Annotated in this window: 22 protein-coding genes; 18 read left to right on the top strand and 4 right to left on the bottom strand. The window is 71.6% G+C overall.

Translation table 11 applies throughout. The features are described from left to right. Window positions 1–56 precede the first annotated feature (56 nt). The 6 genes from IEZ03_RS11370 (at window position 57) to IEZ03_RS11395 (ending at window position 3,424) form a co-directional block, all read left to right on the top strand. A complete protein-coding gene (locus tag IEZ03_RS11370) occupies window positions 57–623 on the top strand; it encodes a DinB family protein (RefSeq protein ID WP_184888451.1) in 567 nt (188 codons plus the stop codon). After that, a complete protein-coding gene (locus IEZ03_RS11375) occupies window positions 620–1,057 on the top strand; it encodes a VOC family protein (RefSeq protein ID WP_184888449.1) in 438 nt (145 codons plus the stop codon). Before IEZ03_RS11370 ends, IEZ03_RS11375 begins: the two co-directional genes overlap by 4 nt. Before the next feature lie 17 nt (window positions 1,058–1,074). Continuing rightward, a complete protein-coding gene (locus IEZ03_RS11380; protein ID WP_268248537.1) occupies window positions 1,075–1,581 on the top strand; it encodes a DUF2332 family protein in 507 nt (168 codons plus the stop codon). Between the two features lie 266 nt (window positions 1,582–1,847). Next, entirely contained in the window at window positions 1,848–2,474 is a 627-nt protein-coding gene (locus tag IEZ03_RS11385) for a GAP family protein (RefSeq protein WP_184888447.1), read from the top strand. 99 nt (window positions 2,475–2,573) lie between these two features. Then, window positions 2,574–2,846, top strand: coding sequence for a VOC family protein (locus IEZ03_RS11390; RefSeq protein WP_184888445.1), 273 nt, complete (start codon window positions 2,574–2,576; stop codon window positions 2,844–2,846). Between the two features lie 80 nt (window positions 2,847–2,926). Continuing rightward, the gene (locus IEZ03_RS11395; RefSeq protein WP_184888443.1) at window positions 2,927–3,424 is read left to right on the top strand and encodes a pyridoxamine 5'-phosphate oxidase family protein; all 498 of its coding nucleotides are present in this window, start codon (window positions 2,927–2,929) and stop codon (window positions 3,422–3,424) included. A 27-nt stretch (window positions 3,425–3,451) separates the two neighbouring features. On the opposite strand, the gene IEZ03_RS11400 is transcribed toward IEZ03_RS11395, so the two are convergent. From IEZ03_RS11400 to IEZ03_RS11415, 4 genes are all read right to left on the bottom strand, one after another. Next, window positions 3,452–4,189 carry a hypothetical protein gene (locus tag IEZ03_RS11400; RefSeq protein WP_184888441.1) on the bottom strand — a complete coding sequence of 246 codons (738 nt, stop codon included), beginning with the start codon at window positions 4,187–4,189 and terminating at the stop codon, window positions 3,452–3,454. 36 nt (window positions 4,190–4,225) lie between these two features. Further along, window positions 4,226–9,100, bottom strand: coding sequence for a DNA repair ATPase (locus tag IEZ03_RS11405; RefSeq protein ID WP_184888439.1), 4,875 nt, complete (start codon window positions 9,098–9,100; stop codon window positions 4,226–4,228). A gap of 114 nt (window positions 9,101–9,214) precedes the next feature. After that, on the bottom strand, window positions 9,215–11,242 hold the full coding sequence (locus IEZ03_RS11410; protein ID WP_184888436.1) for an SPFH domain-containing protein: 2,028 nt from the start codon (window positions 11,240–11,242) through the stop codon (window positions 9,215–9,217). Window positions 11,243–11,323: 81 nt separating this feature from the next. Continuing rightward, on the bottom strand, window positions 11,324–11,995 hold the full coding sequence (locus IEZ03_RS11415; RefSeq protein ID WP_184888434.1) for a hypothetical protein: 672 nt from the start codon (window positions 11,993–11,995) through the stop codon (window positions 11,324–11,326). 556 nt (window positions 11,996–12,551) lie between these two features. On the opposite strand from IEZ03_RS11415, the gene IEZ03_RS11420 reads away from it, so the two are divergent. From IEZ03_RS11420 to IEZ03_RS11475, 12 genes are all read left to right on the top strand, one after another. Then, window positions 12,552–13,574, top strand: a complete 1,023-nt coding sequence (locus IEZ03_RS11420; protein WP_184888432.1) for a sulfotransferase family protein — start codon at window positions 12,552–12,554, stop codon at window positions 13,572–13,574. A gap of 454 nt (window positions 13,575–14,028) precedes the next feature. After that, window positions 14,029–14,286, top strand: coding sequence for an acyl carrier protein (locus IEZ03_RS11425; RefSeq protein WP_131954036.1), 258 nt, complete (start codon window positions 14,029–14,031; stop codon window positions 14,284–14,286). Beyond that, entirely contained in the window at window positions 14,286–14,909 is a 624-nt protein-coding gene (locus IEZ03_RS11430) for an SGNH/GDSL hydrolase family protein (RefSeq protein WP_184888430.1), read from the top strand. The genes IEZ03_RS11425 and IEZ03_RS11430 overlap by 1 nt, the downstream gene beginning before the upstream one ends. 74 nt (window positions 14,910–14,983) lie before the next feature. Continuing rightward, window positions 14,984–15,991 (top strand): SGNH/GDSL hydrolase family protein, encoded by a 1,008-nt coding sequence (locus tag IEZ03_RS11435; RefSeq protein WP_184888428.1) that lies wholly within the window; start codon window positions 14,984–14,986, stop codon window positions 15,989–15,991. 33 nt (window positions 15,992–16,024) lie between these two features. Continuing rightward, window positions 16,025–16,450 carry a nuclear transport factor 2 family protein gene (locus IEZ03_RS11440; protein WP_184888427.1) on the top strand — a complete coding sequence of 142 codons (426 nt, stop codon included), beginning with the start codon at window positions 16,025–16,027 and terminating at the stop codon, window positions 16,448–16,450. A gap of 237 nt (window positions 16,451–16,687) precedes the next feature. After that, window positions 16,688–18,496 carry an acyl-CoA dehydrogenase family protein gene (locus IEZ03_RS11445; RefSeq protein WP_221480882.1) on the top strand — a complete coding sequence of 603 codons (1,809 nt, stop codon included), beginning with the start codon at window positions 16,688–16,690 and terminating at the stop codon, window positions 18,494–18,496. Between the two features lie 6 nt (window positions 18,497–18,502). Beyond that, window positions 18,503–20,305, top strand: coding sequence for a fatty acyl-AMP ligase (locus IEZ03_RS11450; RefSeq protein ID WP_184888422.1), 1,803 nt, complete (start codon window positions 18,503–18,505; stop codon window positions 20,303–20,305). 128 nt (window positions 20,306–20,433) lie between these two features. Continuing rightward, window positions 20,434–21,015, top strand: coding sequence for a PadR family transcriptional regulator (locus tag IEZ03_RS11455; protein WP_131988527.1), 582 nt, complete (start codon window positions 20,434–20,436; stop codon window positions 21,013–21,015). Between the two features lie 162 nt (window positions 21,016–21,177). Next, window positions 21,178–21,717 (top strand): ATP-binding protein, encoded by a 540-nt coding sequence (locus IEZ03_RS11460; RefSeq protein WP_184888420.1) that lies wholly within the window; start codon window positions 21,178–21,180, stop codon window positions 21,715–21,717. Window positions 21,718–21,761: 44 nt separating this feature from the next. Then, window positions 21,762–22,109, top strand: coding sequence for a hypothetical protein (locus IEZ03_RS11465; RefSeq protein ID WP_131988491.1), 348 nt, complete (start codon window positions 21,762–21,764; stop codon window positions 22,107–22,109). A gap of 184 nt (window positions 22,110–22,293) precedes the next feature. After that, on the top strand, window positions 22,294–25,068 hold the full coding sequence (locus IEZ03_RS11470; RefSeq protein WP_184888418.1) for a sensor histidine kinase: 2,775 nt from the start codon (window positions 22,294–22,296) through the stop codon (window positions 25,066–25,068). After that, window positions 25,065–25,481, top strand: coding sequence for a roadblock/LC7 domain-containing protein (locus IEZ03_RS11475; protein ID WP_184888416.1), 417 nt, complete (start codon window positions 25,065–25,067; stop codon window positions 25,479–25,481). The genes IEZ03_RS11470 and IEZ03_RS11475 overlap by 4 nt, the downstream gene beginning before the upstream one ends. Window position 25,482: the final 1 nt, after the last annotated feature.

The following is a 25,482-nucleotide window of genomic DNA, read 5'->3' on the forward strand; positions in this document are numbered from 1 at the left end:
CAGCGTCCCACAGATCACGGAAGGATCCTGTCCGCGATATGGGGCAGGCTGCACCCATGAGCGACCTGAAGTGGAACCCGATCCTGCGGGACCAGCTCACCTGGCACTGGACGAACCAGCTGCGCCCCCGCATCGACGGGCTCACCGACGAGGAGTACTTCCGGGAGCCGGTGCCCGGCTGCTGGAGCGTCCGCCCGCGCGGCACCGGCACCGCGCCGGTGCAGGCCGGCTCCGGGACGATGACGATCGACTTCGCGATGCCGCCGCCCGACCCGCCGCCCTTCACCACGATCGCCTGGCGGCTCGCGCACGTCATCGTCGGCGTCCTCGCCATCCGCAACGCCTCCCACTTCGGCCGGGCGCCCACCGACTACCAGGCGTTCGAGTACGCCGAGACCGCCGACGAGGCGCTCGCCCAGCTGGACGCCGAGTACGCGACGTGGCTCGCCGGAGTAGAGTCCCTGGGCGAGGCGGGCCTCGCCCGCCCGTGCGGGGAGGCCGAGGGGCCGTACGCCGCGGACCCCATGGCGCGGCTCGTCCTGCACATCAACCGGGAGCTGATCCACCACCTGTCCGAGGTGTGCCTGCTCCGCGACCTCTACCTGCACCGGGAGACCCGATGACCCGCGACGTCCAGATCACCTTCGACTGCGCCGACCCGGCCGCCCTGTCCGCGTTCTGGGCCGAGGCCCTCGGCTACGAGCTGCAGAAGCCGCCCGGCGACTTCACGTCGTGGGACGAGGCGCTGGAAGCGTTAGGCGTCCCGCCCGAGAACCGCAACGACGCCTCCGCGGTCGTCGACCCCGCGGGCTCCGGCCCCCGCCTGTTCTTCCAGCGGGTACCGGAGGGCAAGCAGGCGAAGAACCGCGTCCACCTGGACGTGCGGGCCGCCCCCGGCCTGGAGGGCGAGGACCGCATGAAGGCCCTGGAGGCGGAGGCCGAACGCCTCGTCGCCCACGGAGCCACCCGCGTCCAGCGCTTCGAGCCCGCACCGCCGATGCAGTCCGGCCACATCGTGATGACCGACCCGGAAGGCAATGAATTCTGCCTCGACTGAGCGTCCCGGATCGGGCGATCCCCGAGGTCGTCGCCCGCGTCGGCGTCGACCCCGACCCGGTCGACGTGACCGACGCGGACGAGGCCCGCTGGCTGCGCGCCTGCCTGCCGCCGGACCGGCCGGAGCAGAGGGCGCGGCTCGAAGCGGAGACGGCATTGGCGGCGGCGGCCCCGCCGGTGCTGCTGAAAGGCGACGCCCTCGAGGTGCTGCCCGAAGCCTTCGCCCGAGTGCCTCCGGACGCCCTGCCCGTGGTCACCACGACATGGGCGCTGTCGGACCTCCCGCTCGAAGGCCGCCTGCGCTTCTTCCACCGCCTCGACGAGACGGCGGCGCACCGGCCGGTGGCCTGGGTGTCGGCGGAGGGCGTCGGCGTCGCGCCGGCGATACCGACCTTCGGCGACCGCCGCGCGTCCGGCCACAGCATCATCGGCCTGGCGCTGCTCGATCACTCGACCGTCCGCACCGAGGCGGTCGGCCGCTGCTGGTCCCGCGGCCGCCTGCTGTCCTGGCTGACCGGCTCCTAGCCCGAGCGATGCGGGCCGCCCGGTGGCGGACGGCCCGCATGGTCGCGCCGGCGAGGTCAGAACCTGCCGGCCTTGATGTCGGCGAGCGTCACCCGGGACGAGTGGTCAGCGTTCGCCGCAGGTGGCGCGCTCGCGTGCGCGGCGGGCCAAGCGGATACCGGTCGGATGCACAGAAAGCACAAGCCGGTGGTCAAGAAGGCGCGCGGCCGAGGGTAGGTGATCACCTGCCCCTTTATCGTGGAATCGCCCGGCCACGGGGAGGGGCCTTGGATCTCGAGATCTTTCCGCTGGCCGTCACGATGATGGCGGGCCCGCAGATCATGTCCGCGATCATCCTGGTGACCACGAGGCGGCCGGTGCTCGTCTCCCTCGCGTTCCTGCTGGGCGTGGCCGTCGCCGTGACGGCGGGGGTCGCCGTGACCCGCGGCGTCTTCGACCTGCTGGGCGCCGGCGTGTCCCTGGGCGAGCCCTCGGAGCACGGATCGGCCGGAAAGATCATCCAGCTCGTCCTGGTCGGGCTGCTGGTCCTCATGGCCCTGCGGAACTACGTCAGGCGGGCGACGATCGAGCCGCCCCACTGGCTGGGGGCGCTCATGGAGGCGGGCCCGCGCCGGGCGCTCAGGACGGGCCTCCTGGTGGTCCTGTTCATGCCCTCGGACATCGTGGTGATGCTGACGGTGGGAGCCCACATGGAGCAGCACGACGTGGGCTTCGCCGGCGTCCTGCCCTTCGTCGGGGCGACCGTCGCCGTCGCGGCACTGCCGCTGCTGCTCCTGCTGCTCTTCCACCGGCGCGCGGAGCGGGCCATGCCCGGCGTCCGCGCGTGGATGAACAACCACAGCTGGCTGATCAACATCATCTCCTGCCTGGTCTTCATCGCGCTCATTCTCTGATCGGCGGGGACGGGGCCCTCCTGTGTCGAGAACGCGGCGCCGGTGGCGTCCCAGGTGCATCGGCGGCCGTGAGGGCCGCGTGACGAAGGAGGAACCGGCATGACGAAGCTGCGGATGGACAACATCCTCATCGTGGTGGACGACCTGGAGGCCGTCACCGCTTTCTTCGCCGAGCTCGGCATGGAGCGGGAGGGCGAGGCGTTCGTCGAAGGGGACTCGGTCGACCGGGTGCTCGGGCTCGACGGCGTCCGTACCGACATCGTCATGATGCGGACCGGTCGGCGAGGTGGCGCGGTACGGGGACAGCCACCGGCTCTGCTTCGTCCGGGCCCCGAGGGGATCGTCGTCGGGCTGGCCGAGCAGCTCGGCTAGATGTCGAGAACCGGCGGACGGCTTCGTCCCAGGGATGACGGCGGCCGGCGAGGGGCCGCCCGGACGACGGAGGAACGACCATGGAACAGCATGAGATCAACGAGATCCTGAACCGGCCGCTGAGCCGGGAGCTGCTGGCCCGCGACCTGACCCGCCTGGCCTACGTCGCCAAGGACGGCACGCCGCGCAACGTACCGATCGGCTTCACCTGGAACGGCGCGGAGCTCGTGATGTGCACCGCGACGAACGCCCCGAAGCTGAGCCACCTGCGCGCGAACCCGATGGTCGCCCTGACCATCGACACCGAGGTCCACCCGCCGAAGATCCTGCTCATCCGGGGCCGGGCCGAGCTGGACCTCGTCGAGGGCATCCCGGACGAGTACCTGCAGATGAACGGCTCGTACGAGATGACGCCCGAGCAGCGGGTCGAGTGGGAGGCCGGGGTCCGCTCGCTCTACGAGGCCATGGTCCGGATCGTGGTCACCCCCACATGGGCGAAGCTGATCGACTTCGAGACGACGCTGCCGACCGCGGTCGAGGAGCTGATCCAGCGGCAGCAGGAGCGCGCGCAGACCTGAACACCGGCCGGTGCGCGCTCCGGCGGCTCAGCCCGGCGCGGACATCGTGCGGCGCTTCCGAGCGGTGCTGACGAAGGCCGCCGCGGTCATGACGGCGGCGATGGGGACCCAGACGGCCAGTGTCGTCCGGAAGTTCTCGCCGCCGGCACTGACCAGGAGCGGTGAGAAGAGTCCGGCGAGGAACAGCGCGTAGGCCAGGCCGAGCGTGGCGACCATGCCCGGGGTCGGCTCGGGGCGGGCCCGGAGCCGCAGCAGGCGCCAGGTGCTCGCCGCCGTCATGAGGACGCCGCCGGGGACGAGGATCAGCGCGCCGATCAGCACCCGGGTGCGCATGTCGACCGGCGCCGCGTGGGTCCGCTGGGACTGGCCCATGGCCGCGATCTCGGTCAGCCTGCCGCGCCAGACCGTGCCGGTGACCCGGTCGCCCTCGTCCAGGGTGTTCAGCACGGGGCCGCTGTTCGGATAGGACGTCTCCCACCCGTCGCCGTCCGCGTCGGTGAGCACCGCGCTGTCCGACTCGCCTCGCTTGCTGGTCAGGCGGACGTCGGACACCGTGAACTTCGCCGTCCAGCGGCAGTCTGCGGGCGCTCGCGGCGGAGCCTGGCAGCGTGTCGCCGACTCGTAGGCGCGCAGGTCGCGGTCTCCGTCCGGTGCCTCCGCCGCCAGGAGCCCGGCGGCCAGTACCACCAGCCCGACGCCGGCCGCCAGGTTGAGCACGGTCATGAAGATGCTCTTCATGATGCCGCGGAGGGAGAGATGAGCCATGTCGTGCTTCCCGGTCGGTGGATTTCGGCGGTGCCGTCAGCGGGTGGTCCGGAGCGCCTTTTCTATCGCGGTCAGTTTGTCGGCCAGGTGGAGGAGGGCGCCCACCGAGGGGTCCTCCTGGCTGCCGGCGAGGGCCTGGGCGCGCTGGTAGGCGTCCTTGATCTCCGTCCAGCGGGCCTGCTGGCCGGGGGTCATGGTGCCGCGGAGCTCGGCGAGCTTGAGCATGTTGGCCTCGGCGTCCGAGGTCAGCGTCTGCGATTCGGCGCGGTAGTGGTCGTCGATGGCCGCTTCGAGTTCGGCGGCGTTCATCACCGGGAGGACGCGCTCGGCGAGCGTGTTCATGTCGCGGTAGGAGCCCTGCAGGCGGAACGGGGGCTCGGTGCGGGCGGAGTCGTCCTGGGCCGCCGAGGCGATGTAGGCGCGGTTGACCGTCAGGACGACCCGCTGCACGTGGAGCAGCTTCTCCAGGACGGAGAGGATCTCGTCCAGTTCGGCCTGGGAGTACGGGTGGGACAGGCGGTCGGGCCGGACGGTCCGGTCGCCGGACGCCATCCGCACCAGCAGCTCGACGTCGGCGCGGTCGTGGTTCGTGAGCGGCGCGAGGACGGTGTTCGAGGTCAGCGCGTTCTCGATGTAGCTGAGCGCGAACAGGTCGTCCTTGCCGGACAGGACGTCGCCCAGGTTCCACACGTCGGCGCGGTTCGCGAGCATGTCCGGGATGCGGAAACGCTGCCCCGACTCGGTGTACGGGTTGCCGGCCATGCAGACCGCGAACCGCTTGCCGCGCAGGTCGTAGGTGCGCGGCTCGCCGTCCTTGACGCCCTCGATCCGGCGCTGGGCGTCGCAGAGCGGGATGAACTTCTGCAGGAGCTCCGGCGAGGTGTGCTGGATGTCGTCCAGGTAGAGCAGGACGTTGTTGCCCATGTCGAGGGCGAAGTTGATCTTCTCGACCTCCTGGCGGGCGGTGGCGTTGGGCGCCTGGGCGGGGTCGAGGGACGTGACGTCGTGGCCGAGGGCCGGGCCGTCCACCTTGACCAGGGCCAGCCCCAGACGTTCGGCGACGTACTCCATCAGGGTCGTCTTGCCGTAGCCGGGCGGGGAGATGAGCAGCAGCATCCCCATCTGGTCGGTGCGCTTGCCCTCGCCGGTGATGCCGAGCTGCTTGGCGAGGTTGTCGCCGATCAGCGGCAGGTACACCTCGTCCACCAGCCGGTTGCGGACGAACGCGCTCATCGTCCGGGGCTTGAGCGCCGCGACGTTGAGCCGCTTCTCCTCGGTGGTGATGAGGTCGTTCCGCTGCCGCTGGTAGGCGCGGAAGGCCGGGACGCGCTCGGCGCGGAACCGCTCCGTGCGGGCGAGCAGTTCGTCGAGGCGGAGGTCCATGCGGCGGTCGGCGATGCGGGGGTGGTCGCCGAGCAGGTCGTCGATCGTCGCCGTCAGCGCGGCGGGGGAGTCGTAGCGGGCGGACGCGCAGAGCAGCGTCGCCACGGCCTCGGGGGCGTCGGCCTCGTCGCCGTCCGCTCCCGTCCCGAGGTAGGAGCGGAGCCACGCCTCCGCCAGCTGGTGCTGGGCGGCCAGCGACCCGGCGCCGCGCAGGTCGTCGTCCAGCGCGTTCTCCCCGAGCGCCTGCCCGAAGCCCTTGAGCAGGGTGCGGGCCCCCTGGCTCATGACGAAGCCGTCGGGGGCCGCGGCCAGTTCCTCGACCAGGTACTCGGCGGCGAGCGGGTCCGGTGCGGCCAGGCCGCTGCGCTCGGTGAAGGCGGTGACGGCGGCGGACAGCTCGGCCGTCAGCTCGGCCAGCGCGCCGGTGCGGCCGGCCGTCCTACCGAACGCCTCGCGGGCCCGGACGAGGGACCGCGCGCGGGTCGTCCAGGCGGCGCGCCCGGTCTCGTCGGCGCCGTGAGTCCAGAAGAGCTGGGCGGCGGCGCGGGCCGGGGACGGGTAGCGCAGCAGGCCCGCCTCGGAGCGCAGGCGCAGCAGCGTCTCCAGGATGCGGGCGGCGTCGTGGTCGTGGACGCCCCGCTCGTAGCCCTCGTCGTACCGGTCGGCGGCCGCCTCCCGGACGAGGGCGAGGAGGCGGCCGTCCTCCGCCGCCCGCCGCAGCCGGGCGGCGCCGGTTTCCGCGAGGATCGACGTCGCCAGGTACTCGGCGCGGTAGGTCTCCGGGGTCTCCGAGACGAGCGTCTGGTTCCACAGGTGCCGGGTCGCCGCGAAGCCGCCGTCGCGGACGGGCGCGCGGTAGTCGGTCCCGGTGATCGCGAACGCCACCGTGTCGCGGTGCGGGACGAGGGTCAGCTCGATCGGGCGGGTGTTGACCGCGAACCGGTGCCGCCCGAACCGGATCGACCCGCCGTCGTCGCCGTACAGGTCGAGGCGGTCGCGCAGCGCCCGGCCGGCCTCCTGGCGGGCGGCCTTGACCCGGCCCTCCAGCTCCTCGGCGCGGACGCCGTCGTCCAGCGCGCGCAGCTCGTCGGCGATCCCGCGGAGCCGCGCCACCATCGGGTCGGTGGCGAAGTAGGTGTTGACCTCGTCCGGCGACCCGAGGGCCGCGGCGCGGCGGCGGACGCCGGACAGGATGCGGTCGGCCGACTCGGTGAGCCGGTCGGTGCGGCGGGCGCGCTCGTCCAGCAGCGTCTGCTTGCGGGACGAGAACGCCTCGTAGACCTCGGTGCGCTTCGTCTCCAGCTCGGCGAGGAAGTCGTCCAGCTCGCCGAACCGGGCCTGCAGCGTCTCCAGCCGGAGCAGCAGCCGGCCGAGCTGCTCGTCGCAGCCCTCCGGCGTGGCCGCCCCGGCGAGCGCGCCCGCGATGGACTGGTCGAGCAGGCCGAGCTCGGCGGCGAACTCGGCGCGGCCCTCGCGCCCCAGCAGGTCGCGGCGCCGGCCGTCGAGGACGGCGCGGGCCCGGTTGAGGCCGCCGAGGACCTCGCCCACGCGCTCCAGGATCGCGGTCCGCGCGGTCGCGTCGGTCAGGTCGAGGTCGCCGACGACCCCGGTGACGACCTCCAGGCCCTCGTTCTGCGCGTCGAGGAGGTCGCCGAGCGGCACGGCCTCGGCGGCGGTCTCGATCGCCTGCGCCGCCTCGCTGATCCGCTCGACCTCGGCGTGGTAGCCGGTGAATGCGTCCTCGCGCTGGAGGAACTCGACGGCGCCCTGGCCCGCGTCCCGGAGCTCGGCCTGGACGGTCTCGGACAGCTCGTCGATCCGGGCGAGGTCGATGTAGCGGACGTCGCGCAGCGTCTCCAGATGCCCCTGCGCGCGGCGGAACTCGGCGAGCCGGCCGATCCAGCCGTCGGCGCTCGCCGGCGGCTCGGCCCGGGAGCGCCGGACCAGGGCCGCGATGTCCTCGGCCGCCTCGGTCACCGCGGCGGCGGCCTGGTCGGTGAGCGCGCTGACCTTCTCGTACTCGTCCAGGACCTGGCCCGCGGTGGCGCGGACGTCGGCCAGCGGCGCCGCCACCTCCCCGAGGTCGTCCTCGGCGAGCCAGTGGTACAGGTCGGCCGTGCGCGTGCACGCCGAGATGAGCGCCTCGAACACGCGGCCGGACGGCGACATCTCGTCCACCATGCGGGTGACGGAGAGGCACTCGGAGATCCCGCGGACCAGGTCGGCGTTCCCGACGCGCTCCAGCGGGCCCGTCCCGACGGGCTGCGCGGCGGCGTGCGCGTCGGAGACGAACGGGCTCCGCCAGATCTGCATCGGGTGGACGCGGGCGGGCTCCTCGGAGAACGCCCGCATCACCGCGAGCGTCCCGTCCTCGAACAGCGAGTACCCGTGGCAGGTGATCGGCGTCGTGACCTGCTTGCGGATCACGTTGTACGGCAGCAGCAGCGACCGCCCGTCCTCCCGCGAGTGGAACACGTAGAGGACGTCCTCGCCGTTGGGGGAGCGGACGACGCGCTCGTACTCCAGGCCCGCGACGTCGGTGTCGAACGTCTTCGCGGCGCCGGTGTCCAGGTAGTACCCGCCCGGGAAGATGATGCCCTGGTCGTCCGGCAGCCTCCGGCACGCCTGCGCGATGCCGTCGAGCCGCACGACCTCCTTGGTGCGGACGTTGAACACCAGGTGCCGCCACGCCGTCTCGTTGTACGGGCGGATGCGGAGCAGGATCAGCGCCCCGACCCGGGCGTGCAGGATGTCGGCGTCGGCGAGGGACTGGAGCGGCTCGTCCACCGGCTCGGAGTAGACGCCCGTCCCGCTGTCGGTGTTGTCCTCGATCTTGACGGTGAGCGTCCCGCCGATCGTCTCGACGAACACCTCGCCCTCGACCGAGATGTGCGGGTGCCGGCCGAGGACGTGGTCGTCGCGGGTGGTCTCGACCCAGTCGACGTCGTGCGCGGCCGGGAACGCGTGGTCGCGCTCGCCCTGGTTGTCCTCGTACGCGACGGTGCCGTCGGGCGCGGTCCGCCACCGCAGCACCCGGAGATCGGACAGGCGCGGGCCGGTCTGGAACACCGCGAGCAGCCGCCCGTCCACCAGCCGCAGCTGGAGCAGCCGCGCCTGCCGGTAGTACCGGTACATGTCGGAGAAGTCGCGCTGGAACCGCGGGTCGTCCAGCAGGCCCGGCACCGCCTCCGGCCCGGTCGGGACGAACGAGATGCCGTCCCCGTCCCGCGCGAAGCGGTGCAGGGAGAACACGTCGTCGACCGTCGTCTCCGGCTTCAGCCCGAGGAAGACGTTGTAGCCGAACAGCATCACCCCGCCGAGCGCCACCACGTCCCGCGGGACGCAGTTGTGCGCCGTCCGGATCTGCTCGGTGCCGGCCAGCCGCAGCTCCGCCCCGCCGAAGACCTCCAGCCGCCGCGCGTTCAGCTCCTCCGCGCGCCGCGCCAGCTCCGCCGCGTGCTCGGCGAGCCGCGCCCGCAGCACCTCGTACGTCCCGTGGTCCAGCTCCGCCCGTACACCCTCACTCACCCGTCACTCCCTCCGCTCCGCCTTCACTCCCCGCCCCCCCGCGCGTTGACTTGCGGCGTGTTGTTGTTTTGACAGGCCGGATAACAACAACACGCCGCAAGTCAACGGGTGCGGTCAGCTGGTCCCGGGGGCCGTCAACTCGGTTCCGTTGGCCTGCCGCAGCGGCGCGTCGGCCACGCCCAGGCGGCGGGCGGTGTCCAGGAGGTCCTGGAACCCGGACGCCTCGGGGCCGCCGGACTTGATCAGGCGCAGCAGCAGCGCCGACAGGGTCAGGTCGCGGACGCCGCCGGTGTCGACCGAGCCGAGCAGCCTGGCCATGTCGTCGGTGAAGCTGCCCGAGCCGTCCAGCCAGGGGCCGGCGACGGACCGCGCCACCTCGGAGTTCTGCACGAAGCCGTCCACGCTCTTGCCGAGCGCGATGGAACCGACGAGCCGGTCGAAGAACACGCTGTCGCCGCCGACGATGTTGATGTCGGCCGACTCCAGCCCGGCCGCGACGACGCTCGCCTGCGCCTCGGCGACCTGCCGCTGCACGTCGATCGCGGCGAGCCGGATGTCCTTCTCCGTCTCCAGCCGCAGCCGGTACTCCTCGTGCTGGCGGGACGCCTCGTCCAGCGCGGCCATCGCGCCGGCCTTCTCGTTGAGGCCCTCGGCCTCCGCCTTCAGCGCCTCGCGGATCCGGGCGGCCTCGGCCATCGCCTTCTCCCGCGCGACGGCCGCCTCGGCCCGGCCGACCTTCTCGATCGCGGCGGCGTGCTGCTCGCGCACCTGGACCTCGGCCAGCCCGGGCGCGGCGGCCTCGGCCCGCAGGCCCTCGGCCAGCCTGATCTTGGCCTGCGCGTCCAGCTCGGCGGCCTCCTGCCGCGCCTGCGCCATCGTCAGCTCCTCGCGGGCGCGGTGCTCGGCGGCGGCCTCCGCGGCCTCGGCGGCCTTGATGTCCTTGACGAGGTTCTCCTGCGCCTCGGCCTCCGCCTGGATGATGACGGCCTGGCGGGTGCGCTCGGCCTCCTCGACCGTCCGGAGGCGCTTGATGTTCTCCTCCTGCTCGGCGACCGTCCGCTCCACCGCGATCCGCTCCCGGACGACGTTCGCGATCTCCCGCTTCTCCGCCTCGACCTCCTTGTCGGCGGAGATCCGGGTCAGCTCGGTCTCCCGCTCGCGGGCGATGACCTCCAGCAGGCGGTCCTTCTCGATCCGCTCGCTCTCGATCGCGAGCACCCGCTCCTTGTTCTTCGCGGCGACCGAGACCTCCCGCTCCTTGTTCTCGTGCTGCACGCCGAGCTGCTCGTCGGTGCGGATGTGCGCGGTCTGCGCGCGCAGCCGCTCCTCGGCCTTCACCCGCTCGATCTCCGCCTGCTCCCGCGCCCGGACGGTCTCGACCTCGCGCTCCTGGCGCAGCTCGGCGTCCGCCTGGCGGCGCTCCAGCTCCAGGATCGCCTCGCGCGCCTCCACGTTCTGGCGCGTGATCTCCTTCTCCTCGTGGCGGGCGTGCTCGTTGGTGCGGACGTGCTCGATCGCGGTCAGCTCGGTGATCTTGCGGATGCCCTGGGCGTCCAGGATGTTCGACCTGTCGAGCGACATCAGCGGCGTCTGCTCCAGGTAGTCGATCGCCGCGTCCTCGAGGCTGTAGCCGTTCAGGTCCGTGCCGATGACCTGGATGATGTGGTCGCGGAACTCGTTGCGGCGGGTGTAGAGGTCGGCGAAGTCGAGGTGCTTGCCGACGGTCTTCAGCGCCTCGGAGAACTTGGCCGCGAACAGCTCCTGCAGCGTCTCCTGGCCGCTGGCGCGCTCGGTGCCGATGGCCTGCGCGACCTTCACCACGTCCTCGACGGTCTTGTTCACGCGGACGAAGAACGTGATGCGGATGTCGGCGCGGATGTTGTCCTTGCAGATCAGCCCTTCCCGGCCGGTCCGCTCGATGTCGATCGTCTTCACCGAGATGTCCATCATCTCGGCCTTGTGCAGAACGGGCAGGACGATCGCGCCGGTGAAGGTGACGTCCACCTTCTTGTACTTGGAGATGATGAGCGCACGGCCCTGGTCGACCTTGCGGAAGAGCTTCTTCACCATCAGGACGAGCCCGAGGGTGACGAGAAGGGCGAGTGCCAGGAGCACACCGGCTCCCATGGTGATGACGTCCATCGGAATCCCTGTCTGTCGGGGGAGTGCGGTCGCGGGGATCAGGTCGCGGGGGGCGGGGCGCGGGGGGTCGGGGCGCGGGGGCTAGAGGGCCGGGCGGTCGAACGCCGCGTCGTGCGGCATCACCCAGAAGAACTGGCCGGCCGGGTCGAAATCGAAGATCAGTGCGTGGCTGCCGGCGGTGAGGGCGGTGCCCTGCGCGCCGCCCGCCACGGCCACGTCCATCGCGGGCTGCCGCACCTGGACGATGGCGGACGAGCCGTCGGGGGCGGTGACCTCGGCCTGGCCGAAGTCCGGGCCGACCCGCCCGGTGCGGATGACGCAGGGCAGCCCGACGAAGTCGCGCAGCGACGCCTCGACCGGGCGGCGCAGGACGCGGCGCAGCGGCAGCACGGCCAGCCGCGTCCCGGCCCAGGCCGCGATCAGCGCGACGGCCAGGACGAGGGTCCGCAGGAAGGCGCCGTCCAGCAGCGCCGAGCCCGCGAGGCTGACGAACCACGCGAGGGCGATGAGCAGCGAGAGGACGACCGTGCCGGGGACACCGCCGAGGCCGAGGAAGGCGAACCAGCCCGGGCCGGGCCCGTCCCCGTCCTCGGGGCCGGCGCCGGCCCCCGTATCGGCATCGGCGCCGGCCCCGAGGAGGTCCATGTCGAGGCCGCCGACCAGGACGAAGGCCCAGTACACGGCGACGACCAGGAGAGAGAAAGTGAAAAGCGCGGTCGGAAAACCGAACGCGGCGTCGAAGAATTCAGCCATGAGAATGCACGCTTCCGCTGTGGGACGTCGAAGACCGCGCCGGGCGCGCCGAATGCGCGCCGGCCCGTGAGGAAAGGCCCGCGAAGGGGAGGGGAAGGAAGCGGCTCAGCTATCTGGGAAGTCGTGCGCCCAGGCCATGGAGATCATGCCGTAAGGCCGGGCGGGAACGCGCGGCGACGGAGGCGGCGCGATGATGAAGTGCCGGGAATTCATCCACCCTCCTGGTCGCAGACGTATGGTGTCTCGCCGACCAGACTTCCCGGCACACCGGTAGTTAACTTAGCTTATTTCTCGCGAAAAGGGAAGTCTGCTGTCGGATCGTTTGCCGTGACCGGCCGCCGACCTCGCCGTTCGCCGCGGCGGCTCGGGCGAGGGGCCGCGCCGTCCGCGGTGCGGCGACCCGACACTTGGGCGTTCCGGCGCCATGATCGGTTCCAGTGGCTTGGCCGCCGCGGGCCACCGGATCTGCGGCGGGCGCGAAACCGGGGGGAACTTTCAGGTTTCGTTGAGGTAGCGTTGGGGCTTCACTCAGGAACCCGGCGTATTTTGGCGCGGCATGACTCCGCAGACCAGCCGGCCGATCTTCATCATCGGCTGTCCCCGTTCGGGCACGACGCTGCTCCAGCAGATGCTGCACTCGCATCCGCGGATCGCGTTCCCGTCCGAGACCAGGTTCGTGCACACCTCGTACGAGGTGCGGCAGACCTTCGGTGACCTGGAGCTGGCGGAGAACCGGCGCAGGCTCGCGGAATGGATCGTCAAGGGCAAGGACACGAAGTTCCACGTCCTCAAGCTGGACGCGGACAGGACGATCGAGGAGATCGTGCAGGCGCCGCCGACGCTCGGGTCGGCCCTGGCGACCGTCTTCCGGGCGTACGCGCGCGAGCACGGCAAGCCGCGGTGGGGCGACAAGCGCCCGAGCTACTTCCGCCGGGTGCCCATGCTCCAGCGGATGTTCCCCGACGCCCAGTTCGTCCATCTCGTCCGGGACGGCCGGGACGCGGTCAGCTCGCTGAAGAAGATGCCCTGGTACCACGGCGACACCTTCTCGGCGGCGCTGACCTGGCGGGAGGCGGTCGACACCGGCAAGTGCCTCGCCCGCCGCCTCGGCCCGGAGACCTTCTACGAGTTCCGGTACGAGGACCTCGTCGCCGAACCGGAGAACTCGCTGCGGCGGCTGTGCGCGTTCCTCGGCGAGGATTACCACCCGGCGATGACGAAGGCGTACGAGCACGCCCGGGAGACGGTGCCGTCCGCGCGCAAGTGGCACCTCCGGACGCACGAGGCGCCCAACACCCGCAACGTCGGGGCGTGGCGGGAGCGCCTGGAGGACTGGGAGGCGGACCTGGTCGAGCACGTCCTCGCCTCGCGGCTGGCCCAGCACGGCTACGCGCTGACGGGGGTGGCGCGCCCGTCCGCCGCGAACCTCGCCAGATACCACCGGATCGCGGCGCACCGGTGGCGGTCGCAGCGGGCGCACGCGGTCCTGGACCGCCTGGCGCAGTCCCGCGACCCCAATCCGGTGGCCTCCCTCCTCACCGGGCCGGTGCCGGTGGACGGTGCCGCTGACCAGGCATGATTTCCGCGGGGCAAGCTATATATGCCTGCGAAGGAAGAAGGACCTGACTCGTCCGTGATGGGGGAGTCTGGGAGTTTGTCCGAAATTCTCTTGGAACGTGCCGGGTCGGCATGGCCGGCCGGATGCCCGTGCGGGACGGGTCTGCTGGGAAACGACGCAGGTCGGGTGCCGCGGTGGGTTCGCGGGTGAGCGACGGATCCAGTGGGACGGGCGGGGACAGGGGTTCGCGGGCGGCCTTCCGGTGGGCCCCATAACGGAAGTGGTTACTCACCAGTAACCTAGTGCCGTTTTACCGTCTAACTGACTTAATTTACGAAACAGAGACATGGTTGTGTCCGATCGTTCACATGGGGATCTGAGACACATCGTCTATTTGCCGGTATCTTGCGTGTTGCTCGTCTTCCGATAGCTATCGCGATTGATTCGATGATCCTCTGACATAAGGAGGAATGCGGTGACCAGATCGGAAACAATTTCCCACGACGAGCTGCAATCGTGGCTTCTTGACAGGATCGCCTTCTACCTCGACCGGCCTGCTGAAAACATCGATCCAGGTGTCGAACTGGCGCGGTATGGCGTGGACTCCGTCTACGCCATCAGCATCATCAGCGACATCGAAGACCATCTCCAGGTCGAGGTCGACGTGGCCGAGGCGCGGCGCCGGGAGACGGTGACGGCCCTCACCGACTACCTGCTCGAACTCGTCGCGTGATGGCCGACCGGCCGGGCGGCGGGCCCGTCATGGTGGTGCTCGGCGACAGCGTCGCCGAGGGGCAGAACGACCCGGACCCGGCCGGCGGGTGGCTCGGCTGGGCCGGTCGGCTGGCCCGTGAGCTGGACGTTTCCCGCGAGGAGATGCTCAACGTCTCCGACCCGGGCGCGACGATCGAGGACGTGGTCGGCACCCAGCTGCCCGCCGTCCGGGACCTGCGGCCGAGGCTCGTCGTGCTCGGCTGCGGGATGAACGACGCGCTGCGCGGGTTCGAGCGGCCGGCCGCCGCGGCCCGGCTGACCGAGCTGTTCGGCTGGGCCCGCTCGCGCGACGCGATCGCGCTCGCGATCCCGGTGCCGCGGCCGCCGCTGCTCGACCTGTCCCCGATGTCGCAGTTCCGCAAGAAGCGAACGGTGCAGCGCATTCACGACTTCAACGAGGAGCTCGCCCGTGCGACGCGCGAGTTCGGAATACCGTTTCCCGCGCGAGAAACGGTGGACAAGGTCGCCGATCCCGCGATGTGGAGCGCCGACGGAATCCATCTGAACCCGCGCGGGCACGCTTATGTCGCGGAGGTGATCGCGAACTTCGCACGAAGCCTGCTCCGCGAGCGGGCGATATGAGCTCGGGGGCCGAACCGCACAAGTCTGGGATTGAGATGAAGAGACCATTCACCTTCGCCCGAGTCCCCCAGTCGATGTTGCTGATTCCGCTCGCGCCGGTCCTCGCCGTGCAGGCTTGGCGGACGGCCCGGCGCACGCCCCGGCTCGCACCCGCGTCCGGTGACGAGCACGGCTTCGCCCCCGGCACCGACCCCGGCGCCGGACCCGCCTACCGGGTCGTCGTGATCGGGGAGTCCACCGCGGTGGGGGTCGGCGCGTCCCGGCACGCGCAGGCCCTGCCGGGCTTCCTGGCCGAGGCGCTGCGGGAACGCCTGCGGCGCAGCGTGTCCTGGTCGGTCAACGGCGAGAACGGCGCCACGGCCCACCGGGTCGCGACCGGCCTCGTACCGAACGGCGCCCCCGGCACGGACATGTCCGGCAAAGACGCGTCCGGCAACGGCACCTCCGGTAACGGCACGCCCCCCGGGGGCGCGCCGCCCGGCGGCGCGTCCGGGGGACCGGGCGCGGACCTCGTGGTCGTGACCGTCGGGATCAACGACCTGATCCGGGGGCGCCCGCTGCGGCGGTGGACGGACGACGTGTCCCGGCTCATCGCCGCGCTGCAGGGCAGGTACGCGCACGCGACGCTGGTCGTCGCGGGGATGCCGCCCGTGCACCGGTTCCCGGCGATCCCGCAGCCGCTGCGGCTCGTCCTCGGCGCGCGGGCCCGGCTCATGGACCGGATCATGCGCGACGCGGCCCGGTCGCGCGGCGCCGTCCACGCCCCGATGGACGAGGCGATGGCGCGCGACCGGCGGCTGTTCGCGAGCGACGGCTTCCACCCGTCGCCCGCCGGCTACCGGGCCTGGGCCGAGGACCTCGCCCGCGCCGCGACCCCCGTCCCCGCCACCACGACCCCCGCCACTACGAGCCCCGCCACTACGAGCCCCGCCACTACGAGCCCCGCCACTACGAGCCCCGCCACTACGAGCCCCGCCACTACGACCCCCGCCACTACGACTTCGCCCGCACCCGATCCCGCGCCCGGTTCCGCTGAGAGCGCGCCCCCCGCCGACATCGTCCCGCCCCGGACGGTGAACTGACCCCGACCACGGCAAGTGAAGGGAGCAGCTCAGGTGACGGTTCCCGGAACGTTCCGAAAGGCGGTGGAGGCCAAGGACCTCTCCGCGATCACCGGCTCGCTCGACCCTGGCATCGAGTTCCACAGCCCGGTGATGGTGAAGCCCTACCACGGCCGCGACTCCGTCGCCGCGCTCCTCGGTGTGCTGCTGGAGGTCTTCGAGGACTTCCACTACACCGACGAGCTCATCAGCGCCGGCCGGCCCGACGCGCCGGCCCAGGCGCTGATCTTCAACGCCCGGGTGATGGGCAAGGCCGTCCAGGGGCTCGATCTGCTCCGGTTCGGCGACAACGGTCTCGTCACCGGCTTGACCGTGATGGTCCGCCCCCTGCCCGCGGCGATGACGCTCGCGCGGGCGGTGGGGCGGCGGATGGAGGCGGCGGAGGGACCGGGGGGCCCGTCCGGCACCGCCCACCTATAGGGAGTCGAGAAAGAGATGGACAGTAAGGTCCCCGCACGCGCGACACACCCCGCTACCGCAACCCCTGACGTCCCCGCGACCTCCGCGAAGCCCGAGCCCCCCAGGCCGCCCGTGGTTTCGGCGGAGCCCTTGAAGTCCCCGGACCCCATGAACTCGGCGGACCCCATGAATCCGGCGGACCCCATGAATCCGGCGGACACTGAGAACTCGGCGGACCCTGTGGATTCGGTGGACCCCGTGAACCCGGCGGAATCCGTGCCCGCCCGGGGTGCGGCCGGTGCCGACGAGCCCGCCCCGGGGGACGTGCGGTCCAGGGTCTGGTGGGGTGAGTTGTCACCGGCGCACCGGGTCGCCGCTGATCTGGACGGCTATCTGGGCGACCCGATGGACGAGGAGTCCGGGCCGTTCTCCTACAAGGCGATCGTTGAGGCCGAGGAGCGCGACGAGCTGCCGGCGGGCGCGGTCGACGCCGTCCGGTCCTGGGGTTTCCCGAAGTACCTGGTGCCCGCCGGGCTCGGCGGCCGGTTGACGACCCTGGAGGACCTCTTCTTCGTCACGCGCGGCATCTCCCGCCGCAGCGTCACCGTCGCGGTGATGTACGGGTCGGGGCTGCTGGCGGTGAACCCGGTCTGGCTGTGGGGGGACGGGTGGCAGCGCAGGACCGTGGCGGACGGGGTGCTGAACGGCGACCTGGCGTGCTTCGGCGTCTCGGAGGCCGACCACGGCAGCGACGTCATGGCGTCGGAGTCGGAGGCCGAGGTCCAGGGCGACGAGCTGCTGCTGACCGGGACGAAGTGGCCGGTCGGCAACGCCACGCGCGGCCGGTTCGTCACCACCTACGCCAAGACGGGCCCGCGTGACTTCTCGCTCATCCTGGTCGACAAGCAGGAGCTCGAACCGGACATGTGGACGGCGCTGCCGCCGGTCCGGACGGTGGGGCTGCGCGGCCACGACCTGAGCGGCGTGATGTTCGTCGGCGCCCGAGTCCCGGCGGAGCGGGTGATCGGGCGGCGCGGCTCCGGGCTCGTGCAGACGCTGAAGACGCTGCAGATCACCCGGACGGCGATCGCGGCGCTGTCGGTCGGCACGATGGACGCGGTGGTCCGCATCGGGATGCGGTACTCGCGCGAGCGCACGCTGTACGGGTCGGACATCTACAAGATCCCCGTGATCCGCGACCACCTGGTCAAGACGCACCTGGACCTGCTGATCGCCGAGTGCGTCGCGATCCCGGTGACGCGCAGCCTCACGGTCGCGCCGGGGCGGCTCAGCCTGTGGTCGTCGATCGTGAAGTACTTCGTCCCCGTCCTGGGGGAGGAGGTCGTGGCCAGCATCGGGACGGTGCTGGCGGCGCGCGGCTACCTGCGCGAGGGCGTGGCGCACGGGGTGTTCCAGAAGCTCCAGCGCGACCACGCGATCGCGAGCATCTTCGAGGGCACCACGCACGTCAACCTCGCCAACGTCGCCGGGCAGCTGCCGTACCTGATCGAGCCGCCGGAGGAGACGGGCCACGAGGACGAGCTGCTCGCCGACCTGTTCTGCTGGACGCGCACGCCCCCCACCTGGGAACCCGACGGCCGGATGCTGCAGCTCACCAACGAGGGCCGCGACGAGATCGGGCAGCGGTTCGAGCAGATCTCCGAGGAACTGCTGTCGGCGGCGAACGCGCACGCGGCGCCTGGGGTCGCGGCAGAGCTGAAGGACCTGATGTCCAGCATCGGTGGGCTGCGGGCCAAGGTGGACCAGGGCATCCGGGCCAGCGAGGGCGACACGGGATCAGTGGCGGCCTTGGCACGGGCGAAGCGGTACTGCGAGCTGCACGCGATGATGTCGTGCGCCCTGACGTGGCTGCACAACAGGCACGCGTTCGGCGGGGCCTTCGCCGACGGGCAGTGGCTCGTGCTGTGCCTGCAACGCCTGCTGCAACGCGCCCAGCCCGACACCATCCTGTCGGAGGAGTTCCTCCCTTCGCTTGAGGCAGCGATGTTCCGCGTCTCCGACGAGCGGCGCTGGTTCTCCTTGCTTTCCCTGGCCGAAGACGAGTGATGGCCTATGCGCTCGCACAGGGATTTCGTGTCGCTCGTCCGGGAGAACATCCGGGAGCAGGGCGACGGCCGGTCGTTCACGTTCATCAGTGAGGAACCGGGCCGCAAGTACAAGGAGAACGTGCTCGGGTTCGCCGAACTCGACCGCAAGGCCCGCGCGCTGGCCTGCCGGCTGGAGGCGCGCGGTTTACGGGACAGGGCCGTCCTGTTGCTGTATCCGGAAGGGCTGGAGTTCCTGACGGCGTTCCTGGGGTGCCTGTACGCGCGGGTCGTCGCCGTCCCGGCACCCCTGCCCGACCTGGACGCGGAACGGTTCGGACGCACCCGCCGGATCATCGACGACGCCGACATCACGCTGATCCTCACCGACACCGCCCACCGCGACACGATCGACGGATGGCTCGCCGGCGGGGGCCTGAAGGGACGCGTCCACTGCCTCGACACCGCGGCAGGGGACGGCGAGGGCCTCGACCCGGGGGACTGGGCGCCTCCCGAGTTCGGTCCCGAGACGCTGGCCTTCCTGCAGTACACCTCCGGCTCCACCAGCGAGCCGAAGGGCGTCATGGTCACCCACGGCAACCTGCTCGGCAACGGCGAGGAGATCAAGCGGCGGATCGAGGGGTCGCCCGACACGGTCGGCGTCGGCTGGGTGCCGCACTACCACGACATGGGCCTGGTGGGGCAGTTCCTCCAACCGCTCTACCTCGGCTGCCGCTACGTGTTCACCTCGCCGATCACGTTCATCAAGCGCCCGGTGCTGTGGCTGGAGCTCATCACCCGCTACCGCGGCACGATCACGGTGGCGCCGAACTTCGGCTACGACCTGGCGCTGCGCCGCGTCACCGACAGCCAGCTGGAGGGCCTCGACCTGTCGTCCCTGCGGGTGGCGAAGAACGGCGCGGAGCCGGTCCGCGCGGCGACGCTGGAGCGGATGACCGAGCGGTTCGCGCCGGTCGGCTTCCGTCCCGAGATGTGGATGCCGTGCTACGGGATGGCCGAGACGACCCTCCTCATCACCGCCGCCCCCGTCGGCGACGGGCCCGTCATCCGCGACTTCGACGCCGCCGCCCTCACCCGCGACACCGCCGTCCCCGTTGACACCGCCGTCCCCCGGGACGGGCCCTCCGGGGAGGAGGGAGGGGTGCGGCGGCTGGTGAGCAGCGGCCGCCCCGTCACGCTGGACGTCCGCGTGGTCGACCCGGTGACCCTCAAGGAGCGCCCGGAGGGGCACGTGGGGGAGATCTGGGTCGGCGGCGGCAGCGTCGCCAGCGGGTACTGGAGGAGCCCTCAGGAGACGCGTGAGGGCTTCCAGGCCCGCACCGCCGACGGGGAGGGCCCCTACCTCCGGACGGGCGATCTGGGCTTCGTCGCGGACGGCGAGCTGTACGTCACCGGGCGGATCAAGGACCTCATCATCGTCAACGGGCGCAACATCTACGCCCACGACATCGAGGAGGCCGCCCGGGACGCGCATCCCGCCGCCCTCACCGGCGCGGCGTTCGTCGTCGACCCGGCGGGCGGGCGGGACGACGGGGTCGAGCACGTCGTCCTCGTCCAGGAGATCAGCACCAGGGCCGCGGCCGGGACGCCGCTGGACGAGGTGGCGTCCCTCATCAAGACCCGCGCGGCCCGCGCGTTCGAGCTGCCCGCGCTGAGCGTCGTGCTGACCGGGCGGGGCACGGTGCGGCGGACGACCAGCGGCAAGCTGCAGCGCCTCCTCACCCGGCGCGCGTACCTCGCCGGGGAGGTCACCGAGCTCGCCCGGGACCTCGAACCGGGCGTCGCCGGGCCGTCCCGGACGCACGTGTGACCGGCCGGCCTGGGAGTTTCGGTGAACCGGAAAAATGACCATAACCAAACCTAGTCAAAAGCATGACTAATCATGTCGTTGTCTGCTACCGTCGGCACAACCCTGAGTCAAGGCGGGGAGAGAAGCCGATGGCGCTACGTCACGCGGTGCTGGCGGCGCTGCTCGATGGCGAGTACAGCGGCTACCAGCTGGCCAAGATCTTCGATTTGTCGGTCTCCAACTTCTGGCATGCCGTACCGCAGCAGCTCTATTCGGAGCTGTCGAGGTTGGAGACCGAAGGTCTGATCAGCGGACGGCAGATCATCCAGCACGACCGCCCCAACAAGCGGGTGTACACCGTCACGCAGGCCGGCGTCGACGAGCTCGAGCGGTTCGCGACGTCCCCCGCCAAACCAGGAATCATCCGAGAGAACCTGCTCGTCATGGTCCAGGCCGTGGACCACATCTCAGCCGAGTCCGTCATCGCGCAATTGGAGGACCGGGCCGTGGCGTCCGCCGCCAAGGTCGAGGTCTTCGAACGCACCCTGAAGCACCTGCGCGGCGACCTGGACGAGGAGGCGTTCCTGCGGACCGGAAACCCCGTGGGGCCGTACCTGACATGCCTGCGCGGCCTGCGCTTCGAGCAGGAGAACTACGAGTGGTTCACCAGTACCGCCCGGCTGCTGCGAGCCCGGGCGGGCACACAGGCCGAGGGGGGCGAGCCGTCATGACCGGAATGCACTGCACAACGGCGGCCCGCACCACCTCGAACACCGTGCCGCCGCATGCCCGAACGGCGGCGGCACACGCACCAACCCCCCGCGCCCTCCCCAGCTCCGCACCCCGGCAGGGCTGGATCGGGACAACACGCCTTAGTCAAGGAGGCGTCCATCATGTCGGGCGATCACCACACCATCGAACTCCCTAGCACCCTGGCCCCGGCCCCATCCAACGGCACCCCGACCCACGGTCCCGCGACCAACGGAACGGCGGCCCACGACCTCCGCGCACTCGACGAGCCCACCGCGTCACTGCTGGGCGAACTGACCCTGCCCGCCGAACGGGAGTCCGTGCCCCATGCGCGGCGCTTCAGCCGGTCGGTGAGCACCGTCTCCGGCGTCGGCCACATCGCCGACGACGCCGAGGTCCTGGTCTCCGAACTGGTCACCAACGCCGTCCGGCACGCGCCGGTCCCCGGCTCCGCGCTCATCCTGAAACTGCTCCGCACGGGCACCAGGCTCCGCATCGAGGTCCACGACGAGAGCGCCGCGGTGCCGCGGCCGCGCCCCGTCGACCTCATGGAGGAGACGGGACGGGGCTGGTTCCTCGTCGCGGTCCTGGCGGAACGGCACGGCACCGACCACACGCCCTCCGGCAAGTCGGTGTGGTGCGAGGTGCGGGCCTGGCCACGGGACGAGCACCCCGGACACTGAGCCGTCCCCTCGCAGATCCCCGGTTCAGCGATGGGAGGCGCGCCATGTCCGGTGACTACTACCGCTCGGACGGGAGCCGCGCCACGGCCGAGGAGGCCCAGCGGCTGCTGCTGGACGTGCGAGGACGCCTGCTCGCGCAGGACGTCATCCGCGTCGGCGCCGTCACGGTGGTCGTCTCGACCTGGTTCACCGTGATCGACCTCGGGCTGGCCGCCAACGGGCGGCCGCTGCTGTGGCAGACGATCGTGTCCGACACCACGATGCACGCCGACATCGGGCAGTACACGACGCGCGACAAGGCGGTGCGCGGGCACGCGCAGGCGGTCTCGATGATCACGAGCCGGCTGCGCGGGCTGGTGGCGCGCGCGGCCCTGGACGAGGCCCGGTCCTGAACCGTGCCCGCGGGGCCGGCGCGGGACCGAGCACGGCACGGCATGAGCGAGAGCACGGCGCACGAGCACCGCACGAGCGGCGAGCGCATGCCCGGAAACGGGCGTGCGCGAGCGCAGACGAAGACGAAGTGACCGAGCACGGGCCGGAACCGCGGTCCGTTCCCCGCATGAGGTTGTGATCTGAATGGTCGCCGAAGGTCGGCAGGCGGACCCCCACGCGGCCGCCGCGAGAAGCAAGCCACCGGACCACCCGTCCGGCCGCAAGGGACGCCGCAGGCGGTCCATCCGCCTGCGGATCACGGCCCTGCTGCTGGTGCCGCTGGTCTCCCTCATCGCCCTGTGGGCGTTCGCCGCGAACATCACCCTCGGTGACGCGTTCGACAAGTACGACTTCTCCACCACCTACGACAAAGTGGGGCTTCCTGGCATCTACCTGGTGAACCACCTCCAGGCGGAACGCTCCCTCAGCGTCGTCGCGCTCGCCACCGGCGACGCCGGGGCCCAGAAGAAGCTCGCCGGGCTGCGGCAGCGCGTCAGCGGCATCGAGAAGTCGTTCCGCTCGACCGCCCTGTCGCCCGAGGCCCGCGACGCCGCCGAACCCGAGACGAAGGAGCGGCTCGCCACCGCGCTCAAGGCGCTGGACACGCTGCCGCAGCTGCGCGCCGAAGTCGACTCCGGCGACGTCGAGCCGCTGAAGGTCATCAACGCCTACAGCGCCGTCCTCGACGAGGTCATCAAGGTCTTCAACGGCCTGGTGACGGTCAACGACGTCGCGATCGTCACGCAGGGCCGCGCGCTGATCAGCGTCGGCAACGCCCGCGCCAACATGCTCCGCCAGGACTCGCTCGTCACCGCCGCGATGGCGCGCAACGGGCGGCTCACCCCGGCCGAGCACACCGCGTTCGTGCAGTGGGCGGCGGAAGGGCGGCGGCAGTTCGAGGCGGGCCTCGCCGACCTCAACGACGAGCTCCGCGGGCCGCTGCAGAAGCTCGCCGCATCCGACGAGTACAAGCGGTTCCGCGCGGCCGAGACGGCGATCGTCCAGGTCCGCGACGACCGGCTGCCCGCCGAGGCGGCGCAGTGGCAGGCCACGACCCAGCTGCTGTCGGAGGCGTGGGCGCAGCAGGTCACCCAGGCGAGCCTCGCGCTCAACGAGATGGCCGAGCCGATCGGCGAGCAGATCATCATGCGGCTCGTCCTCGCCGGCGGGTTCGGGCTGCTCGCGGTCGTCGGGTCGATCATCCTGTCGCTGCTGGCGGCGCGCAGCCTGTCCCGGGAGCTGCGCGGCCTGCAGCGCGCCGCGCTGAACCTCGCCGAGGACCGGCTGCCCAGCGTCGTCGCCCGGCTGAGGCGCGGCGAGGAGGTCGACGTCGAGGCCGAGGCGCCACCGCTCGTCATCGGCAAGACCCGCGAGGTCGCGAGGGTCGGCGACGCGTTCACCAAGGTGCAGCACACCGCGATCGACACCGCCGTCCGCGAGTCGTACCTGCGGCAGGGCATCAGCCGCGTGTTCCTCAACGTCGCGTGGCGGAGCCAGTCGCTGCTGCACCGCCAGCTGCGAATGCTGGACGAGATGGAGCGCAGCGCGTCCGACCCGAAGGCCCTCGAAGACCTGTTCCGCCTCGACCACCTCACCACCCGCATGCGCCGGCACGCGGAGGGCCTGGTCATTTTGTCCGGGACGTCCCCGGGCCGCGGCTGGAGCCAGCCCGTGCACGTCGAGGACGTGCTGCGCGCCGCGATCGCCGAGGTCGAGGACTACAAGCGCGTCGAGGTCGTCGTCGTGTCCGGGCAGGCCGCCGTGATCGGCGAGGCCGTGGCCGACATCATCCACCTGCTCGCCGAGCTGATCGAGAACGCCACGGTGTTCTCGCCCGCGCCCACCGAGGTGCTGGTCCGCGGCGAGATGGGCGCCAACGGGTTCGCCGTCGACATCATCGACCGCGGCATCGGGCTCGACCAGTCCGAACTCGACGCGCTCAACCTGCGGCTCTCGCGGCCGCCCGAGTTCGACCTGGCCGTCACCGACCGGCTCGGCCTGTTCGTCGTCTCCCGGCTCGCCGGCCGGCACGGCATCAGGGTCGCGCTGCAGCCGTCCCTGTACGGAGGCGTCAGCGCGGTCGTGCTGATCCCGCGCCGCCTCATCGTGGACGTCGACCAGCCCGACGACGAGGACGGCGCCGTCGCGGGAGACGTTCCCGTCGCGCGGGCCAGGCCCGTCCACGAGAACGGCTCCGCGCCCACGAACGGGGCGGCGAAGGCGTGGCCGACGCCGTCGTCGTCCTCCTCCACGGCGATGCTCAACGCGCCGACGCCGTTCGACACGTCCGCACCGGCCGAGGACACGTCCCCCACGATGTGGGACAACGCCACACCGTCGTGGGACACCTCCGCACCGTCCTATGACCCCGCGCATGACCCCGCGCACGACGCGGCGCAGGTGCAGGGCACCGCGCCGTCCGACACTCCGGCGTCCCGCTCGGACCAGCCGGGTTACGACGCGGCGGTGGGGTTCAACGCACCGGCGTCCTTCCAGGAGCAGCCGTCGTACGACGGGACCGAGACCCCGCCGTCGTACGGGACCCCGCCGTCGTCCGCGTACGGCCCGGCACAGTACGGGGAGGCCGGCACCGCCTTCGACGCCACGCGCCAGTTCGGGCAGCCGGGGCCGCAGCAGTACGGCCAGTACGGCGCGCCCGCGTCCTTCGGCGAGGCCCAGGCGCAGCCGGGCGGCGGGCGGGCCCCGCTTCCGCGCCGCGTCCGCGGCGGGAACCTGGCGCCGCAACTCCGCGACGAGCAGCCGTTCGCCGCGCCATCGGCCCAGGACGACGCCGTCGCCGCCTGGGAGGAACGTTCAGCGGAGGCGTCCCGCGACCTGTTCGCCTCCCTGCAGGCGGGCTGGCTCCGCGGCAGGGACGAGGACGAGGGACCCGGGGACGCCATGGAGGGAAGATCATGACCCAGCAAGTCGCGGCCGAGCTGAACTTTCTCCTCGACGATCTCGTCGACCGGGTGCCGCAGATCCGCAAGGTCGTCGTCCTGTCGCGGGACGGCCTCGTCATGGGCATGTCCCGCGGCGTCGGCCGCGACGACGCCGAGTACCTGGCGGCCCTCGCCGCCGGGTTCCACAGCCTCGCGATCGGCGCCAAGCCGCAACTGGAGTCCGGCGAGATCCGGCAGACGCTCGTCGAGATGGAGAACGGCCTGTTCTTCGTCGTCCCCGCCGGCGCCAACAGCTGCCTCGCCCTGATCAGCGAGGTCGGCGCCAACGCGGGCCTCGTCGCCTACGAGATGACCATGCTGGTCAAGCGGGTCGGGAGGCAGCTGTCCACCGGCATCAGGCAGGGCGGGCCCGGCCCCGGACACAGGTGAC

The sequence above is a fragment of the Actinomadura livida genome, assembly GCF_014648675.1.
GTDB lineage: Bacteria > Actinomycetota > Actinomycetes > Streptosporangiales > Streptosporangiaceae > Spirillospora > Spirillospora livida.

Excerpts from the sequence above, each read along its gene's own strand:
- IEZ03_RS11450 (WP_184888422.1), top strand. The coding sequence starts at position 18,503 with ATGCGCTCGCACAGGGATTTCGTGTCGCTCGTCCGGGAGAACATCCGG.
- IEZ03_RS11395 (WP_184888443.1), top strand. The coding sequence starts at position 2,927 with ATGGAACAGCATGAGATCAACGAGATCCTGAACCGGCCGCTGAGCCGG.
- IEZ03_RS11460 (WP_184888420.1), top strand. The coding sequence starts at position 21,178 with ATGTCGGGCGATCACCACACCATCGAACTCCCTAGCACCCTGGCCCCG.
- IEZ03_RS11370 (WP_184888451.1), top strand. The coding sequence starts at position 57 with ATGAGCGACCTGAAGTGGAACCCGATCCTGCGGGACCAGCTCACCTGG.
- IEZ03_RS11430 (WP_184888430.1), top strand. The coding sequence starts at position 14,286 with ATGGCCGACCGGCCGGGCGGCGGGCCCGTCATGGTGGTGCTCGGCGAC.
- IEZ03_RS11435 (WP_184888428.1), top strand. The coding sequence starts at position 14,984 with ATGTTGCTGATTCCGCTCGCGCCGGTCCTCGCCGTGCAGGCTTGGCGG.
- IEZ03_RS11400 (WP_184888441.1), bottom strand. The coding sequence starts at position 4,189 with ATGGCTCATCTCTCCCTCCGCGGCATCATGAAGAGCATCTTCATGACC.
- IEZ03_RS11375 (WP_184888449.1), top strand. The coding sequence starts at position 620 with ATGACCCGCGACGTCCAGATCACCTTCGACTGCGCCGACCCGGCCGCC.
- IEZ03_RS11465 (WP_131988491.1), top strand. The coding sequence starts at position 21,762 with ATGTCCGGTGACTACTACCGCTCGGACGGGAGCCGCGCCACGGCCGAG.
- IEZ03_RS11470 (WP_184888418.1), top strand. The coding sequence starts at position 22,294 with ATGGTCGCCGAAGGTCGGCAGGCGGACCCCCACGCGGCCGCCGCGAGA.
- IEZ03_RS11420 (WP_184888432.1), top strand. The coding sequence starts at position 12,552 with ATGACTCCGCAGACCAGCCGGCCGATCTTCATCATCGGCTGTCCCCGT.
- IEZ03_RS11410 (WP_184888436.1), bottom strand. The coding sequence starts at position 11,242 with ATGGACGTCATCACCATGGGAGCCGGTGTGCTCCTGGCACTCGCCCTT.
- IEZ03_RS11455 (WP_131988527.1), top strand. The coding sequence starts at position 20,434 with ATGGCGCTACGTCACGCGGTGCTGGCGGCGCTGCTCGATGGCGAGTAC.
- IEZ03_RS11415 (WP_184888434.1), bottom strand. The coding sequence starts at position 11,995 with ATGGCTGAATTCTTCGACGCCGCGTTCGGTTTTCCGACCGCGCTTTTC.
- IEZ03_RS11390 (WP_184888445.1), top strand. The coding sequence starts at position 2,574 with ATGACGAAGCTGCGGATGGACAACATCCTCATCGTGGTGGACGACCTG.
- IEZ03_RS11475 (WP_184888416.1), top strand. The coding sequence starts at position 25,065 with ATGACCCAGCAAGTCGCGGCCGAGCTGAACTTTCTCCTCGACGATCTC.